The following is a 12988-nucleotide window of genomic DNA, read 5'->3' as shown; positions in this document are numbered from 1 at the left end:
CCGGGCGCGCCCAAAATTAGCCCTCATGGTGAGGAGGAGGCGAAGCCTCCGTCTCGAACCACAAGGGCGGTCCACGGCTCTGTCAGCCGCGTCGCCCTCAACTTACGCCTGCCGCGCGATCATCAAATTCTTGATTTCCGCAATGGCCTTGGCGGGGTTCAACCCCTTGGGGCAAGCGCGGGCGCAGTTCATGATGGTGTGGCAGCGATAGAGCCGGAACGGGTCTTCCAGATCGTCCAGACGCTCGCCGGTGCTTTCGTCGCGCGAGTCGATCAGCCAGCGATAGGCCTGCAACAGAGCGGACGGCCCGAGATAGCGATCGCCGTTCCACCAATAGGACGGACAGGACGTCGAGCAGCACGCGCACAAAATGCACTCGTACAGGCCATCGAGTTTTGAACGATCCGCAGGCGACTGCAGCCATTCCTTTTCCGGTGCCGGCGTCTCGGTCTTGAGCCAGGGCTCAATGGACGCATGTTGCGCATAAAAGTGGGTGAGGTCCGGCACCAGATCCTTGACCACCGGCATATGCGGCAGCGGGAAGATTTTGACCGGCCATTTCACGTCGTCGATGGCTTTGGTGCACGCAAGCGTGTTCTGGCCGTCGATGTTCATGGCGCAGGAGCCGCAAATGCCTTCGCGGCAGGAGCGGCGCAGCGTCAGCGTCGGATCGATCTTGTTCTTGATGTAGAGCAGCGCATCGAGAACCATCGGACCGCAATCGTCGCGATCGACAAAATAGGTGTCGATCTGCGGATTGTTGCCGTCATCCGGATTCCAGCGATAGATGCGGAACTCGGTGAGCAGGCGCGCATTGGCGGGCGCGGGCCAGACTTTTCCGGGTCCATAGACCGAGTTTTTCGGCAGGGCGAGTTCGACCATTGTAAATCCTCGATCAGTACACGCGAGCCTTGGGCTCGATATACGAAACCTCGTCGGTCATGGTGTAGCTGTGGACCGGGCGGTAATCGATCGACACCTTTTTGGCTGTGTCGTCGATGGTGGCCAGCGTGTGCTTCATCCAGTTGACGTCGTCGCGTTCGGAGAAATCCTCGCGGGCATGGGCGCCGCGCGATTCCTTGCGGTTTTCCGCGCCGACCATGGTGACCACCGCCTGGACGATGAGATTGTCGAATTCCAGGGTCTCGATCAGGTCGGAATTCCACACCAGCGAGCGGTCGGTGACCTTTAGATCGTCGCGGCCGCCCCACACGTCGTGGATCAGCTGCACGCCTTCCTGCAAAACCTCGCCGGTGCGGTACACGGCGCAATTGTTCTGCATCACCTTCTGCATCTTCAGACGCAGCTCGGCGGTGGGCGTGCCGCCATTGGCGTTTCGGTAATGGTCGAGACGCGACAGAGACAGATCGGCCGAGTCGGCCGGCAGCTCCGCCTGCTTGGCGCCGGCCTTGACCAGCTCCGCGGCGCGCAGACCGGCGGCGCGGCCGAACACGACGAGATCGATCAGCGAGTTCGAGCCGAGGCGGTTGGCGCCATGGACCGACACGCAGGCGGCTTCGCCGAGCGCCATCAGGCCGGGCACCACCACATCGGGATCGTCGCCCCGCTTGGTCAGCACTTCGCCATGATAGTTCGTCTGGATGCCGCCCATATTGTAGTGAACGGTCGGCAGCACCGGGATCGGCTCGCGGGTCACATCGACGCCAGCAAAGATTTTGGCGCTTTCCGAAATGCCGGGCAGACGCTCGTGCAGGATGGCGGGATCGAGGTGATCGAGGTGCAGATAGATATGATCCGCGCCCTTGCCAACCCCGCGGCCCTCGCGGATTTCCATGGTCATGGCGCGCGAGACCATGTCGCGCGGCGCCAGGTCTTTCACCGACGGCGCATAGCGCTCCATGAAGCGCTCGCCCTTGGCGTTGGTGAGATAGCCGCCTTCGCCGCGCGCGCCCTCGGTGATCAGGCAGCCCGCGCCATAAATGCCGGTCGGATGGAACTGCACGAATTCCAAATCCTGGATCGGCAGGCCGGCGCGAAGAATCATGCCGCCGCCGTCGCCCGTGCAGGTGTGCGCCGAGGTCGCGGAGAAGTAAGCGCGGCCATAGCCGCCGGTCGCCAGGATCACGAGTTGCGAGCGGAAGCGATGGATGGTGCCGTCGTCCATCTTCAAGCAGACCACGCCGCGGCACTTGCCTTCCGCATCCATGATCAGGTCGATCGCAAAATATTCAATAAAAAACTCGGTCTCGTTCTTCAGCGCCTGCCCGTAGAGGGTGTGCAGCATCGCGTGACCGGTGCGGTCGGCGGCGGCGCAGGTGCGCTGCGCCGGCGGGCCCTTGCCGAAATCGGTGGTCATGCCGCCGAACGGACGCTGGTAGATCTTGCCCTCGGCGGTGCGCGAAAACGGCACGCCCCAGTGCTCAAGCTCGTACACCGCCTGCGGCGCGTTGCGGCACAGATATTCGATGGCGTCCTGGTCGCCGAGCCAATCCGACCCCTTGACGGTGTCGTACATGTGCCATTTCCAATTGTCCGGCCCCATATTGGCCAGCGAGGCGGCGACGCCGCCCTGCGCCGCAACCGTATGCGAGCGCGTCGGAAACACTTTGGAGATGCACGCGGTGCGCAAGCCCGCCTGCGAGCAGCCGACAGTGGCGCGCAAGCCGGCGCCGCCGGCGCCGACCACCACCACATCGAACGTGTGGTCAGTGATCGGATAGGCCTTGTGAGAAGCCATGTCTAAACCCTTGAAGTCTGGAACAGCGCCAAGGCGCGTTACTGAAGGAAGCTGAGGCGCAGCACCGAATAGGTGCAGACGAAGCCGATGCCGGTCGAGAAGCACAGGTTCGCCATCAGCGCGAGTTCGCGCATGTGCTGGTGGCGGATGTAGTCGACGATCACCGAGCGCAGGCCGACCGCCATGTGCCAGATGCTGGCGAGCACGAACACGATCATGGTCATGGCGGGGATCGGCGTGCCGAGCAGCGCGCGCGCCTCCGCCAGATCGGATTTCGCCAGCATGGCGACGATCACGACGAAGCCGACGGTCAGCGGCAGCAGCGCGAAGGAGGTGAAGCGGATTTCCCAGAGGTCGCGGGTGCCGGCGCGGGCGGTGCCAAGATGTTTGACACGGGCGCGGGGCGTCTGGAGGTTCGGGTCGGCTTTGGGCATGGAGCGACTCCTCAGAGCAGGAAGGCGCCGGCCCAGGCCAGCGCGGTGAGGATGACGGCGCCGATCAGCGAGCCCCAGGCCAGCAGACTGCGGCTGACGGGATCGAAGCCGCGCGCGGCCTCCCAGACGGCGTGACGCAGACCGCCGCAGACATGCAGCATCAGCGCGAACGTGTAGCCGAACAGGATGACGAGGCCGAGCGGCGAGCCGAAGAAGCGGGAGACCTCGGCGAAGGCGACGCCGCCGCTGGCCGCCGTGAACAGATAGACGGTGAGCAGGATCGTGCCGAGATAGAGCGCGACGCCGGTCACGCGATGCAGGATCGACATCGCCATGGTCGCCGACCAGCGATAGATCTGGACATGCGGCGAGAGCGGACGGCGCTGCGCGATCGGCAGCGGGCTGGATTTGGCCTCGGCCATGGGACGCCTTTCTGTTGGACCGCAGAGCCGGCTGCGACGATTGGGCGCGGCGCCGGCTTTGAAAGTTGAAGTTTCGATAATCGAAAGCCGCCGCCGGCGCAATGCAATGCAAGTCAGCCCTTAGACTGACAATAAGGCTTGCGAACGCGCGGAGGGAGCGGCAAGGATTGCGGTGGAATTTCGTGCGGCCGCCATGTTTTCGCCCCGGCGGGACGGCAAGCTCGACCCGATTTGGAGACTTGCGCTTGATTTCGACAGACCTGTTCCGCGCCGGGCGCGCAGCCGCCGCCTTGGGCCTCGCCCTGTTCCTCCTGGACGCAGCGCCCGCGGAAGCGGCGGCGCGACTCACCCTGTCCTCCGGCGGCGTCTCGCGCGCCGCGGTGATCGTCGAGCGCGAACGCCTCAAATTGCGGCGCCGTCCGCTGATCATCGTGCTGCAGCGCTCCGGCGGCGTGGTCGCGCGCGGCCGGCGCCACCACGGGCTCGAACAATTCGCCGGCGCCAAGCCGATCTTCGTCTATCCCGAGGCGCTCGGCGGCCATTGGCCGGTGACCGCCGGACCGGATTCCGATCGCGAACTCGCCTTTCTGCGCCAGCTTACCGAGCACCTGATCGCCCAGGGCCGGGTCGACCCGCGCCGCATTTTCGTCGTCGGCGTCGGCTCCGGCGGCCCCCTCGCCTTTCGCGCGGCCTGCGCGGGCGTCGGCCGCCCCATCGCCGGCCTCGCCACCGTCGCCTCGGCCATGCCGCAGGACCTGACCGCCTGCGAACCCGCCGCCCCGCTCGCCTATATCGCCGTCAACAGCGCGCAGGACGCCAAAATCCCCTTCGCCGGCGGCAAGGCGACGGCGGGCGACACGGTGTTCGACGCGTTCGGCGCCGAGCAGACCCTGCAAACCTTTGCGAAAATCAACAGCTGCGGCGCGCGCCGCGACGTCAAGGACGCGCGCACCCGCGGCGCCATCGCCAGCTTCTCCGGCTGCAAGGCGCCGACCGAGCTGATCCGCCTCGACGCCGGCGCCCATCACACGCCCGGCCGCGCCCCCGACAACGGCGAAGCCTCGGATTATTTCGACGCCAACCGCACCGTCTGGGATTTCCTGCAGCACAGCGGCGCGTAAGGAAAACCCCTCCTCCTTAAGTACAGCCCGGCGCTCCTCCTTCTTTAGGAGGAGTTTTCGGCTGTTTTCGCCACGGAACGCGCTGGCGAATGCGCGGGAATGACGCCGCCGCGCCAAGCAGATAGCGCCCTTAAGCGATTGCTCATCACGACGCGCGCCTGCCTTTTCGGCAGGCGAACGACAGGGCTTGCGCTCGCCTCGTAATTGATCTAGATCAACGGCCGACTTTGATGCAGATCAAAGGTCGCCGCGAGACTCGAATGCTTGCGCTTTCGATTCAGAGGGTTGGCGCTGTCCGTCCACCGCAGCGTCAACCCTGGTCGGCACAGAAGACATGAGGATGCCATGACCCTGAACATCGATATCGCCAGCCCCTTCGATTTCGTCGAAGCCGAAGCCGTTGCCCCCGTCGTCGCCGCCGTCCCGGCCAACACCGAGCGCCGCGACGCCGTCCTGTTTTTCATCGGCTTCTTCGCCCTGCTCGGCGCGACGCTGCTGACCGCCGCGACCGTCGGCCTCGCCGGCGTCGGCATGATCGCCATTGTCGCAGCCGCCGCCATGATCGTCATCTGCCTCCTCTTGACTGCCGGCTGACCTCCTCCCCGGCGTGAAGGGAAGCCCCGCGGACTCTTGGTCCGCGGGGCTTTTTTAATTCTGGCGGACCGCCAAAAAACGCGAAATTCCGTTTTAAAACCAATAGATTAGCCCTCACCCTGAGGAGCCCGCGCGAGCGGGCGTCTCGAAGGGCGGGGGCGGTCCACGCGTCTTTCAGCAGACCGTCCGCCGCACTGAGCGGGCTCAGCGTCGCAAATGCGACAAGGCCCCTGGCGCCGTCCTTGCTCCACATCAGCGCAATGTGGAGCATCGCCATGATCGAACTGACGCCCAGCGCCGTTTCCGCCGCGAAAACCATTGTGGAGACCGCCAAGACGCCCGCCTCCGGCCTGCGCATCATGGTCGAAGCCGGCGGCTGCTCCGGCTTCATGTACAAGATGGAGCTGGCCAGCGAACAAGCGGGCGACGCCGTCATTGACGCGGATGGCGTGAAAATCTTCATCGACGACATTTCGCAGCCCATGGTGGCGGGCATGGTGGTCGATTACGCCAGCTCGCTCGAACAGTCCGGCTTCGTCTTCAACAACCCCAACGCCACCGCCTCCTGCGGCTGCGGCAAGAGTTTCGCCTGATGGCGCCGGCCTATCTCGACAATAACGCGACCACGCGGGTCGCGGCTGAGGTGGTGGCGGCCATGCTGCCGTTCTTCACCGAAAATTTCGGCAACGCCTCGTCCACCCACGAGTTTGGCGCGGCGGTCGCCCCGGCCCTGAAGGCGGCGCGGCAGTCGGTGCAAACCCTGATCGGCGCCGAATTCGACCACGAGATCCTCTTCACCAGCGGCGGCACCGAATCCGACGCCACCGCGATTCTCTCGGCCCTTGAGACCCAAGCCCCCCGCGCGGAAATCGTCACCAGCGCGGTCGAGCACCCCGCCGTGCTGAATTTTTGCCAGCACCTGGAAAAGACCGGCCGCGCCAAAATCCACATCATCCCGGTCGACGAGACCGGCGCTCTCGACATGGACGCCTATCGCGCCGCGCTGTCTGAAAAAACGGCGGTGGTCTCGATCATGTGGGCCAATAACGAGACCGGCAAGATTTTCCCGGTCGCCGAACTCGCGGCGCTGGCGCATGAAGCCGGCGCTTTGTTCCACAGCGACGCCGTGCAGGCCGCCGGCAAACTGGCGCTGAACGTGAAAGACACGGCCATCGACATGCTGTCGCTGTCCGGCCACAAGATTTGCGGCCCCAAGGGGATTGGCGCGCTCTATGTGAAGAAGGGGACAAAATTCTCAGCCCTGTTTCGCGGCGGCAAGCAGGAGCGCGGCCGCCGCGCCGGCACCGAAAACGCCCCCGGCATTGTCGGCCTCGGCGTCGCCGCCAAACTCGCCCAGAACACCGATCTCGCCCGCATCGCCACGCTGCGCGACCGCCTGGAAAAAGGCCTGCTCGCCGCCATTCCGCAGGCGCGGGTGAACGGCGCCGGCGCGCGCCTGCCCAATACGCTCAACATCGCCTTCGCCTGCGCCGACAGCGAGGCGCTGCTGCACAAGCTCGACCGCGCGGGCGTCGCCGCCTCCTCGGGCTCGGCCTGCGCCTCCGGGACGATGGAGCCGAGCCACGTGCTGCGCGCCATGCGCGTGCCCCCGCTCTATCTGCAGGGCGCGCTGCGCTTTTCGCTGTCGCATGAAACGACAGAGGCCGAAATCGACCTCGTGTTGCAAAACCTTCCCGAAATCGTCTCTTCAGTGCGCGAGAAATCGCCGCTGTGGGGCGAAATGCTCAAAAAGACCGCGTGAGATCAACCATGCTCAAAACCGGCTCGCACATCCAGATCAACGACACCACGCTTCGCGACGGCGAACAGGCGCCGGGCGTCGTCTTCACCCTCGCCGAAAAGGTCGCCATCGCCCGCGAACTAGCCGCCGCCGGCGTCGATGAAATCGAGGCGGGCACCCCCGCCATGGGCGACGAGGAAGTGGAAGGCATAGCCGCCGTCGTCTCCCAAAATTTTTGTACGCGCGTCACGGCATGGTGCCGGCTCAGCGAAACCGACGTGGACGCCGCGCTTCGTGCGGGCGTCAAACACGTCAATATTTCAGCCCCCATGTCGCGGCTGCAAATGCGCGTCAAACTCAAGGCCGAACCGGATGAAGTGGCGGCCCGCGTCACCCGCGTGATCGGCTACGCCCGCGAAAAAGGCCTTGAGGTTGCGCTGGGCGGCGAGGATTCGTCCCGCGCCGACCTGCGCGACATCGGCCTGATCGCCGGCGCGGCGGCAAAACTCGGCGTGTTCCGCTTCCGCTTCGCCGACACCCTCGGCCTGCTCGACCCGTTCTCGACCTATGAATATATCAAGCGCCTGCGCGACGAGACGGATTTGCCGATCGAATTCCACGGCCACAATGATTTGGGCCTCGCCACCGCCAACACCCTGGCCGCGATTCGCGCCGGCGCCAGCGCGGCCAGCGTCACCGTTCTGGGCCTGGGCGAGCGCGCCGGCAATGCGCCGCTGGAGGAAGTGGCGGTCGCCCTGCCCCGCACCGCCGACGCCCGCACCGGCGTCGACCCGACCAGACTGATGGAGCTCTGCGACCTCGTCGCCAAGGCGTCCAGGGATTCGATCCCCCGCGCCAAACCCATCGTCGGCGCCGATATTTTTACGCATGAATCCGGCATCCACGTCGCCGGCCTGCTCCATGACGTGCGCACCTACCAGGGCCTCGACCCCGCCATGCTCGGGCGCCGCCACAAGGTGGTGATCGGCAAGCATTCCGGCCTCGCCGCAGTGCGCTCGGTCTGCGCCGCCGTCGGCCTCGACCTCGACAATTCCGTCGCCGCCCGCGTGCTGGCGCGCGTCAAAAACATCGCCAAGACCACCAAAACCCTGGTGCCCGACGCCCGCGTGCGCAGCGTCGCGCGTCAGGAGCTCGAAGGCGCCGAAACCCGCGACATGGCCCCCGCCCGCGCGGAACTGAGGTTGCATCCATGAGCGGCTTTTTCGTCGATTGGAACGGCGATTTGCGCGCGACCGACGATCCCGGCGGCGGCTACACGTGCGAAGTGGATTTGCCCGTGCGCTATGTCGCGGTGAAGAACAAGAACGGCGTCACCATCCACGAGGCGACGCTGTACCGAAACCAGGCCGACCTCGACAAGGCGAAGATCAAGGCGACACTGGTTCCCGGCTCAAAATCCTGGGGCAGCCCCAAGGAAGGTTTTTAGTTCAGGAGGTCCGCTTGGTTCCGATCACCGTTCTCGTCGACGAAAAACCGAAATGCGTGGTCCGCCCCAACGATCTGAAACATTTGCAGCGATTTTTGCGCACCGGAAAACCCTGGCTTCTGGCGGGCGCGCCCGAGGGAACGCTCAGCCATCGCGAAGCCGACGAGGCCGAGCGCGTCATTTTTGAAAACGCGCGCGGCCTGCACTGCATCGCTGGCGGCGAGGACGAGGATTTTTTCGGCGCGCCGCTGTAACCGGTCAGCGGACGACGCGAAAGAAGAAACGCCCCTGGGTCTCGTCGCCGTCGTCGGACTTCGCCCACCAGCGCACGCTATAATCCCCCGGCCCCAGCGGCCGCACCATCAGCGTCGCCCGCGGCGAGTCTTTGGTGATTGTCAGCCCGCCGACATCGACGCGCGCGCCCGCGGCGTCGCGCACTTCGCCGGACGCGCCCTCGGGCGCCTCGGAAAAATCCAGCACGACACGGTCAGGCGCGGCGGCGATGGTCGATCCGACGCGCGGCGCGGCGCGGTCGAGTTCGACGGCCGCCGAGGCCGAAGCCGGCAGCAAGGCCAGCAGGGCCAAAACCCGCGCGGCGCTGAGGGCCAAAACCCGCGCGGCGCTCATGGCGCGCCTCCGCCGCCGATCATCGGCGGTCCCCCGGCGAACAGCGGCCGCGACAGTTGCGGCGGCAAAATCTCGTCCAGAGCGAGATGCAATTGCGCGCGCACGCCGACATCCCGGCCGCTCAGCCGGTTGATCGGGATCATCGCTTCGACGCCGAACTGCCAGGCTTTGTCGGTATAGATCACGCCGGGATTCACGGTCCCGACCGTGGCGCGCCCGGAGGAAAACGTGTTCGCCACCGGCGTCTCCAACGCCAGTTCGACCAGCGGAACCAGCCGGTTCACGAATCGCGGCAGGTCGAAGTCGACGACATGCTGGCGCAGATAGGGCATGGAATATTGCAGGGTCACGCCGGTGCTGAGCAGCTGGGGATTGCGTTCGACCTCGAACCCGGGTCCGATCGTGCTGGACCGCGCCGGGACGGAATAGCCGATATCGCCGGTCACGGCGAAGGGACGCAGCAGGTTGAGCGCGAAGGGCAGATCGCCAAACCCTTTGCCGAACGCCAGACCCGCCGTGTAGACATGATAGGTGGGCGCGCCAAGGGCCAAAGCGCCGGTGTTTCCCCATTCGACGGAAAACAGGGCGGACACCATCAGCTCCTGCTCCGGCAGGGTGACGAATTGGTATTTGACGCCGGTCTCGACCGCGCCGGGCCCGAATGTGGCCCCCTGCGGCGTTCCCAGCCAGCCCCAATGGCGGCCGAGCTCGACCGACAGGTTTTCGAACAACCGCTTGGAGTAATGGCCGCCGATATCAAATCCCTGTCCGGCGGGATCGCCGGTGCTGGAGGCGACAAAATCCGGCAAGGCCAGGGCTTCGTGGACGCAGGGCTCCTCAACGGCGAGCGTCGCCGGGAAGGAGCGCCCGCCCGCGACACAATGAGCCTCGGCGAGAGACGGGGAAAAAGCGCAGAGCGCGACAGTGACGGCGCGGGGATATCGCATCAGGCCTCCAGAGGAACCTGAATGTTATAACATAACACTCCTCGCGCCTGTCAACGACTTCTGGCTTATTTGGTATTGCGCATCATGTCGGCGAGCGACCGGATCTTGGCGTGCAATTGCGTGCGGACATCGGCGTCGGCGACATGCTCCGACAGCGCGAGATCCATGCATTCCATCCAGACGTCGGCGGCGTAATTGTCGATGGGAAAGGCCTGGTGGCGCTGGAGCATGGGCGGATGGCCCTTTTCCGACGAATAGAGATCGGGTCCGCCGGTCTGTTCGGTGAGATATTTCTTCAGCACGCTCTTCATGGCGATCAGGCCGTCGCCATGCATGGCGCGAATGGTCTGCGCCTGCGGCAACAGGCTCATGTGGCGGTAAAAACTATCGACCACCTTGTTGATCGTCTCGACGCCGCCGATGCGCTCATAAATGCTGCCCGCAGCCGACTCACTCATGACATCCAAACTCCATCAGGACCGGACCTTCATCCGGCGAAAAATCTTTGGCGCGCCCAGGCGCCTTTGTTGATCGTAGCCGCGCGTCAACGCGATGTCACCCTCATCCCTGCGGAAGCGACGGAGCTCATTCGCTGTTGCGCATCCAATCCGCGAGCTTTTTCATATTGTCGCGCAAGGTGTCGCGCGCCTCGGGGTCCGACACATGCTCCGCCAGCGCCTGGTCCATGCAGGCCATCCAGGCGTCGCGGGCGGCATTGTCGATGGCGAAACCCATATGGCGCTGGCGCATGCGCGGATGCCCCTTGACCGGCGAATAGAGCGCGGGCCCGCCGGTCCATTCGCTCAGATATTTCTTCAGCACCACTTTCACGCCGGCGAGATTGTCGGCGTGCATGGCGCGGATCGTCTTCGCCTGCGGCAATTCGTCCATGGCGCGATAAAAACTCTCGACCACGCGATCGATGGTCACGGCGCCGCCGATGCGCTCATAAAGGCTCATGCCGGGAAATCCAGCACCATCGGGTCCTCGTCGGCCAGCGCGATTTCCGCGCGGCGCAGCGCCCCCTCCGCGTCATATTCATAGGCGTGGGTCAGCTCGATGTCGCCATAGACCAGCTTTTCGAAGCGCAGCAACCGGCCATCGCCATCGTAATCGGCGCGAATATAGGTGTTGCGGTTGGACAAGGCGTCCTGTTCGATCTCATTGACCATGCGCAGCGGCAATTTGATGCCGCTGGTGGACAGAAAATAGCGTGTCGTCATGCTCAACCCGGCGGAACCGTAATGTCCATGGTGTCGTCGTCGTCCCAGGCGCGGTCGTCCTCGACCAGCCTGACGCCATGGATGCAGACGTCGCCGGTGACCACGGCCACGCCGATTTTTTGCAGCTGCGCGCCCTCGCAAGGCCCGGACACGCAGGTCCCGCTTTCCAGATCAAACCGGGAGCCATGCCGACCGCAGCGCAGCGCGCCGCTTTCGTCAAAAAACGTCCCGGACCCGACATTCAGCCACACGCCCTGGTGCGGGCAGGCGTTGCGATAGGCGAAATGGTCGCCCCTGGCGTTGCGGGCGATGACGATGCGAAACGGTTTCTGCCCCTCGCCGTCGGGCTCGGCGAGATCGAAGGCGCGCGCGCCGCCGCGCGGAATCTCCTCGACCTCGCAAATGGCGAAATATTCGCGCGGGCTTTCCGCACTGACGCTCATGACGGCTCTCATGTCTCCTGAACGGTCACGGAAATTGCAAGAAACGAGCCAGTGTCGGAGAACGCACATGCCGATGAAACTCTACATGACGCCCGGATCCTGCTCGACCTCCATCCACATCCTGCTGGAGGAGCTGGAGGAGGTTTTTGAAGCGCATATCGTCAACCTGCCGGCGGGCGATCAGTTCAAGCCGGACTATCTCGCCATCAATCCCAAGGCGAATATCCCCGCTCTGGTGCGCCCGGACGGCTCGGTGCTGACGGAAGTTCCCGCCATCGCCTTCTGGCTGGCGAAGACCCGGCGCAAGGGACGCTTCTGGCCCACCGATCCCGAGGAGGAGACGCGGGCGCTGGAGACGATGATTTTTGTCGCCTCGGCGATCCACGGCCAGGGCTTCGCCCGCTATTTCGCGCCGGGCAATTTTTGCCCGGATTCGTCGCTGCACGAGAGCATCAAGGCGCAGGGCCTCGCGCTGGCGCAAAAGGCTTTGGCGCTGGTGGACCGACAGCTGGAGGGCCGCGACTGGATCGCCCAAAATTTTTCGGCGGCCGATCCCGTGCTGTTTTACGTCGTATTCTGGGCCGACAAAGTGGGGATGAAACTGCCGGCCAACCTGCTGCGCCATTATCGCGCCATGCTGGCGCGCCCGGCGGTGAACCAGGTTTTGCGCGAGGAAGGGTATAGGCCGGAAACGCTGGCCAAGGGCGCCTGAGGGCAAGGGCGCCTGAGGGCTTGTCTGACTTGCGACAAAGGGCGAAATAGAGGCTGCGCGTTTCTTGCATGGCCGCGCGGAAAACGCGACCGGGAAGGTTTTGGTATGACGCTGGACGAAATCATCGAAAGTTTCGAGTTCCTCGACGATTGGGACGACCGGTACCGCTATCTGATCGAGCTCGGCCGCAGCCTCGACCCGCTGCCGGAAGAGGCCCACACCGACGAGAACAAGGTGCGCGGCTGCGCCAGCCAGGTCTGGCTGCAGACGACAGTGGAGCGCAACGCCGACGGCGTTCCGGTCCTGAACTTTTTGGGGGACAGCGACGCCCATATCGTGCGCGGCCTGGTGGCGCTGACGCTGGCCTTTTTCTCCGGCCATACGGCGAAGGACATTTTGGCGGCCGACGCGCCGGCCCTGTTCAAGCGGCTCGGCTTCGAACAACACCTGACGCCGCAGCGCTCCAACGGCCTGCGCTCCATGGTCGAGCGCATCAAGCGCGACGCGGCCGCCGCTCTGGCGGCGGCATAAGCGAACCGCCAAAAAATGAGCCCTCATGCTGAGGAGGCCGAAAGGCCG

General features: G+C 64.8%; 19 protein-coding genes. 9 read left to right on the top strand and 10 right to left on the bottom strand.

Features of this window, described 5'->3' with window-relative positions; all coding sequences use genetic code 11:
• Nucleotides 1-102: 102 nt before the first annotated feature.
• Genes M2320_RS15220 through sdhC form a run of 4 tightly spaced genes read right to left on the bottom strand, consistent with a single transcriptional unit; the run spans nt 103 to nt 3554 of the window.
• The gene (locus M2320_RS15220) at nt 103-882 is read right to left on the bottom strand and encodes a succinate dehydrogenase iron-sulfur subunit (protein WP_184428297.1); all 780 of its coding nucleotides are present in this window, start codon (nt 880-882) and stop codon (nt 103-105) included.
• A gap of 13 nt (nt 883-895) precedes the next feature.
• On the bottom strand, nt 896-2698 hold the full coding sequence (gene sdhA, locus M2320_RS15215) for a succinate dehydrogenase flavoprotein subunit (protein ID WP_264597992.1): 1803 nt from the start codon (nt 2696-2698) through the stop codon (nt 896-898).
• Between the two features lie 38 nt (nt 2699-2736).
• Entirely contained in the window at nt 2737-3132 is a 396-nt protein-coding gene (gene sdhD / locus M2320_RS15210) for a succinate dehydrogenase, hydrophobic membrane anchor protein (protein ID WP_264597991.1), read from the bottom strand.
• An 11-nt stretch (nt 3133-3143) separates the two neighbouring features.
• On the bottom strand, nt 3144-3554 hold the full coding sequence (gene sdhC, locus M2320_RS15205; RefSeq protein WP_184428294.1) for a succinate dehydrogenase, cytochrome b556 subunit: 411 nt from the start codon (nt 3552-3554) through the stop codon (nt 3144-3146).
• 245 nt (nt 3555-3799) lie between these two features.
• On the opposite strand from sdhC, the gene M2320_RS15200 reads away from it, so the two are divergent.
• The 7 genes from M2320_RS15200 to M2320_RS15170 all read left to right on the top strand — a co-directional run bounded on the left by M2320_RS15200 (nt 3800) and on the right by M2320_RS15170 (nt 8711).
• Complete coding sequence (locus M2320_RS15200) at nt 3800-4675, top strand: alpha/beta hydrolase family esterase (protein ID WP_264597990.1); 876 nt, start codon at nt 3800-3802, stop codon at nt 4673-4675.
• A gap of 345 nt (nt 4676-5020) precedes the next feature.
• The gene (locus tag M2320_RS15195) at nt 5021-5269 is read left to right on the top strand and encodes a hypothetical protein (protein ID WP_264597989.1); all 249 of its coding nucleotides are present in this window, start codon (nt 5021-5023) and stop codon (nt 5267-5269) included.
• 275 nt (nt 5270-5544) lie between these two features.
• Entirely contained in the window at nt 5545-5862 is a 318-nt protein-coding gene (locus M2320_RS15190; RefSeq protein WP_184428291.1) for a HesB/IscA family protein, read from the top strand.
• Nucleotides 5862-7031 (top strand): cysteine desulfurase NifS, encoded by a 1170-nt coding sequence (gene nifS / locus M2320_RS15185; RefSeq protein WP_264597988.1) that lies wholly within the window; start codon nt 5862-5864, stop codon nt 7029-7031. Before M2320_RS15190 ends, nifS begins: the two co-directional genes overlap by 1 nt.
• A gap of 8 nt (nt 7032-7039) precedes the next feature.
• On the top strand, nt 7040-8224 hold the full coding sequence (nifV, locus tag M2320_RS15180) for a homocitrate synthase (protein ID WP_264597987.1): 1185 nt from the start codon (nt 7040-7042) through the stop codon (nt 8222-8224).
• The gene (locus M2320_RS15175) at nt 8221-8457 is read left to right on the top strand and encodes a hypothetical protein (RefSeq protein ID WP_184428288.1); all 237 of its coding nucleotides are present in this window, start codon (nt 8221-8223) and stop codon (nt 8455-8457) included. Before nifV ends, M2320_RS15175 begins: the two co-directional genes overlap by 4 nt.
• Nucleotides 8458-8471: 14 nt before the next feature.
• Complete coding sequence (locus M2320_RS15170; protein ID WP_184428287.1) at nt 8472-8711, top strand: hypothetical protein; 240 nt, start codon at nt 8472-8474, stop codon at nt 8709-8711.
• A gap of 4 nt (nt 8712-8715) precedes the next feature.
• Here M2320_RS15170 and M2320_RS15165 read toward each other — a convergent pair whose 3' ends face one another.
• The 6 genes from M2320_RS15165 to M2320_RS15140 all read right to left on the bottom strand — a co-directional run bounded on the left by M2320_RS15165 (nt 8716) and on the right by M2320_RS15140 (nt 11697).
• Entirely contained in the window at nt 8716-9084 is a 369-nt protein-coding gene (locus M2320_RS15165; protein WP_264597986.1) for a copper resistance CopC family protein, read from the bottom strand.
• Nucleotides 9081-10031, bottom strand: coding sequence for a hypothetical protein (locus M2320_RS15160; protein WP_264597985.1), 951 nt, complete (start codon nt 10029-10031; stop codon nt 9081-9083). The genes M2320_RS15165 and M2320_RS15160 overlap by 4 nt, the downstream gene beginning before the upstream one ends.
• Before the next feature lie 65 nt (nt 10032-10096).
• Entirely contained in the window at nt 10097-10489 is a 393-nt protein-coding gene (locus M2320_RS15155) for a group II truncated hemoglobin (protein ID WP_184428284.1), read from the bottom strand.
• A gap of 127 nt (nt 10490-10616) precedes the next feature.
• On the bottom strand, nt 10617-10991 hold the full coding sequence (locus M2320_RS15150) for a group II truncated hemoglobin (protein ID WP_264597984.1): 375 nt from the start codon (nt 10989-10991) through the stop codon (nt 10617-10619).
• The gene (locus M2320_RS15145; protein ID WP_184428282.1) at nt 10988-11254 is read right to left on the bottom strand and encodes a DUF6156 family protein; all 267 of its coding nucleotides are present in this window, start codon (nt 11252-11254) and stop codon (nt 10988-10990) included. The genes M2320_RS15150 and M2320_RS15145 overlap by 4 nt, the downstream gene beginning before the upstream one ends.
• Nucleotides 11255-11256: 2 nt before the next feature.
• A complete protein-coding gene (locus M2320_RS15140) occupies nt 11257-11697 on the bottom strand; it encodes a Rieske (2Fe-2S) protein (protein ID WP_184428281.1) in 441 nt (146 codons plus the stop codon).
• Between the two features lie 73 nt (nt 11698-11770).
• Here M2320_RS15140 and M2320_RS15135 point away from each other — a divergent pair, with 73 nt between their 5' ends.
• The gene (locus M2320_RS15135; RefSeq protein WP_264598048.1) at nt 11771-12409 is read left to right on the top strand and encodes a glutathione S-transferase family protein; all 639 of its coding nucleotides are present in this window, start codon (nt 11771-11773) and stop codon (nt 12407-12409) included.
• Nucleotides 12410-12514: 105 nt separating this feature from the next.
• Entirely contained in the window at nt 12515-12940 is a 426-nt protein-coding gene (locus tag M2320_RS15130) for a SufE family protein (protein WP_184428280.1), read from the top strand.
• The last annotated feature ends 48 nt before the right edge of the window (nt 12941-12988 follow it).

Origin of the sequence: Rhodoblastus acidophilus (genome assembly GCF_025961575.1) — a bacterium.
GTDB classification, from domain to species: domain Bacteria; phylum Pseudomonadota; class Alphaproteobacteria; order Rhizobiales; family Beijerinckiaceae; genus Rhodoblastus; species Rhodoblastus acidophilus_C.
Note: the sequence above shows the minus strand (reverse complement) of the source record. Positions and strands in the feature narration are given on the sequence as shown.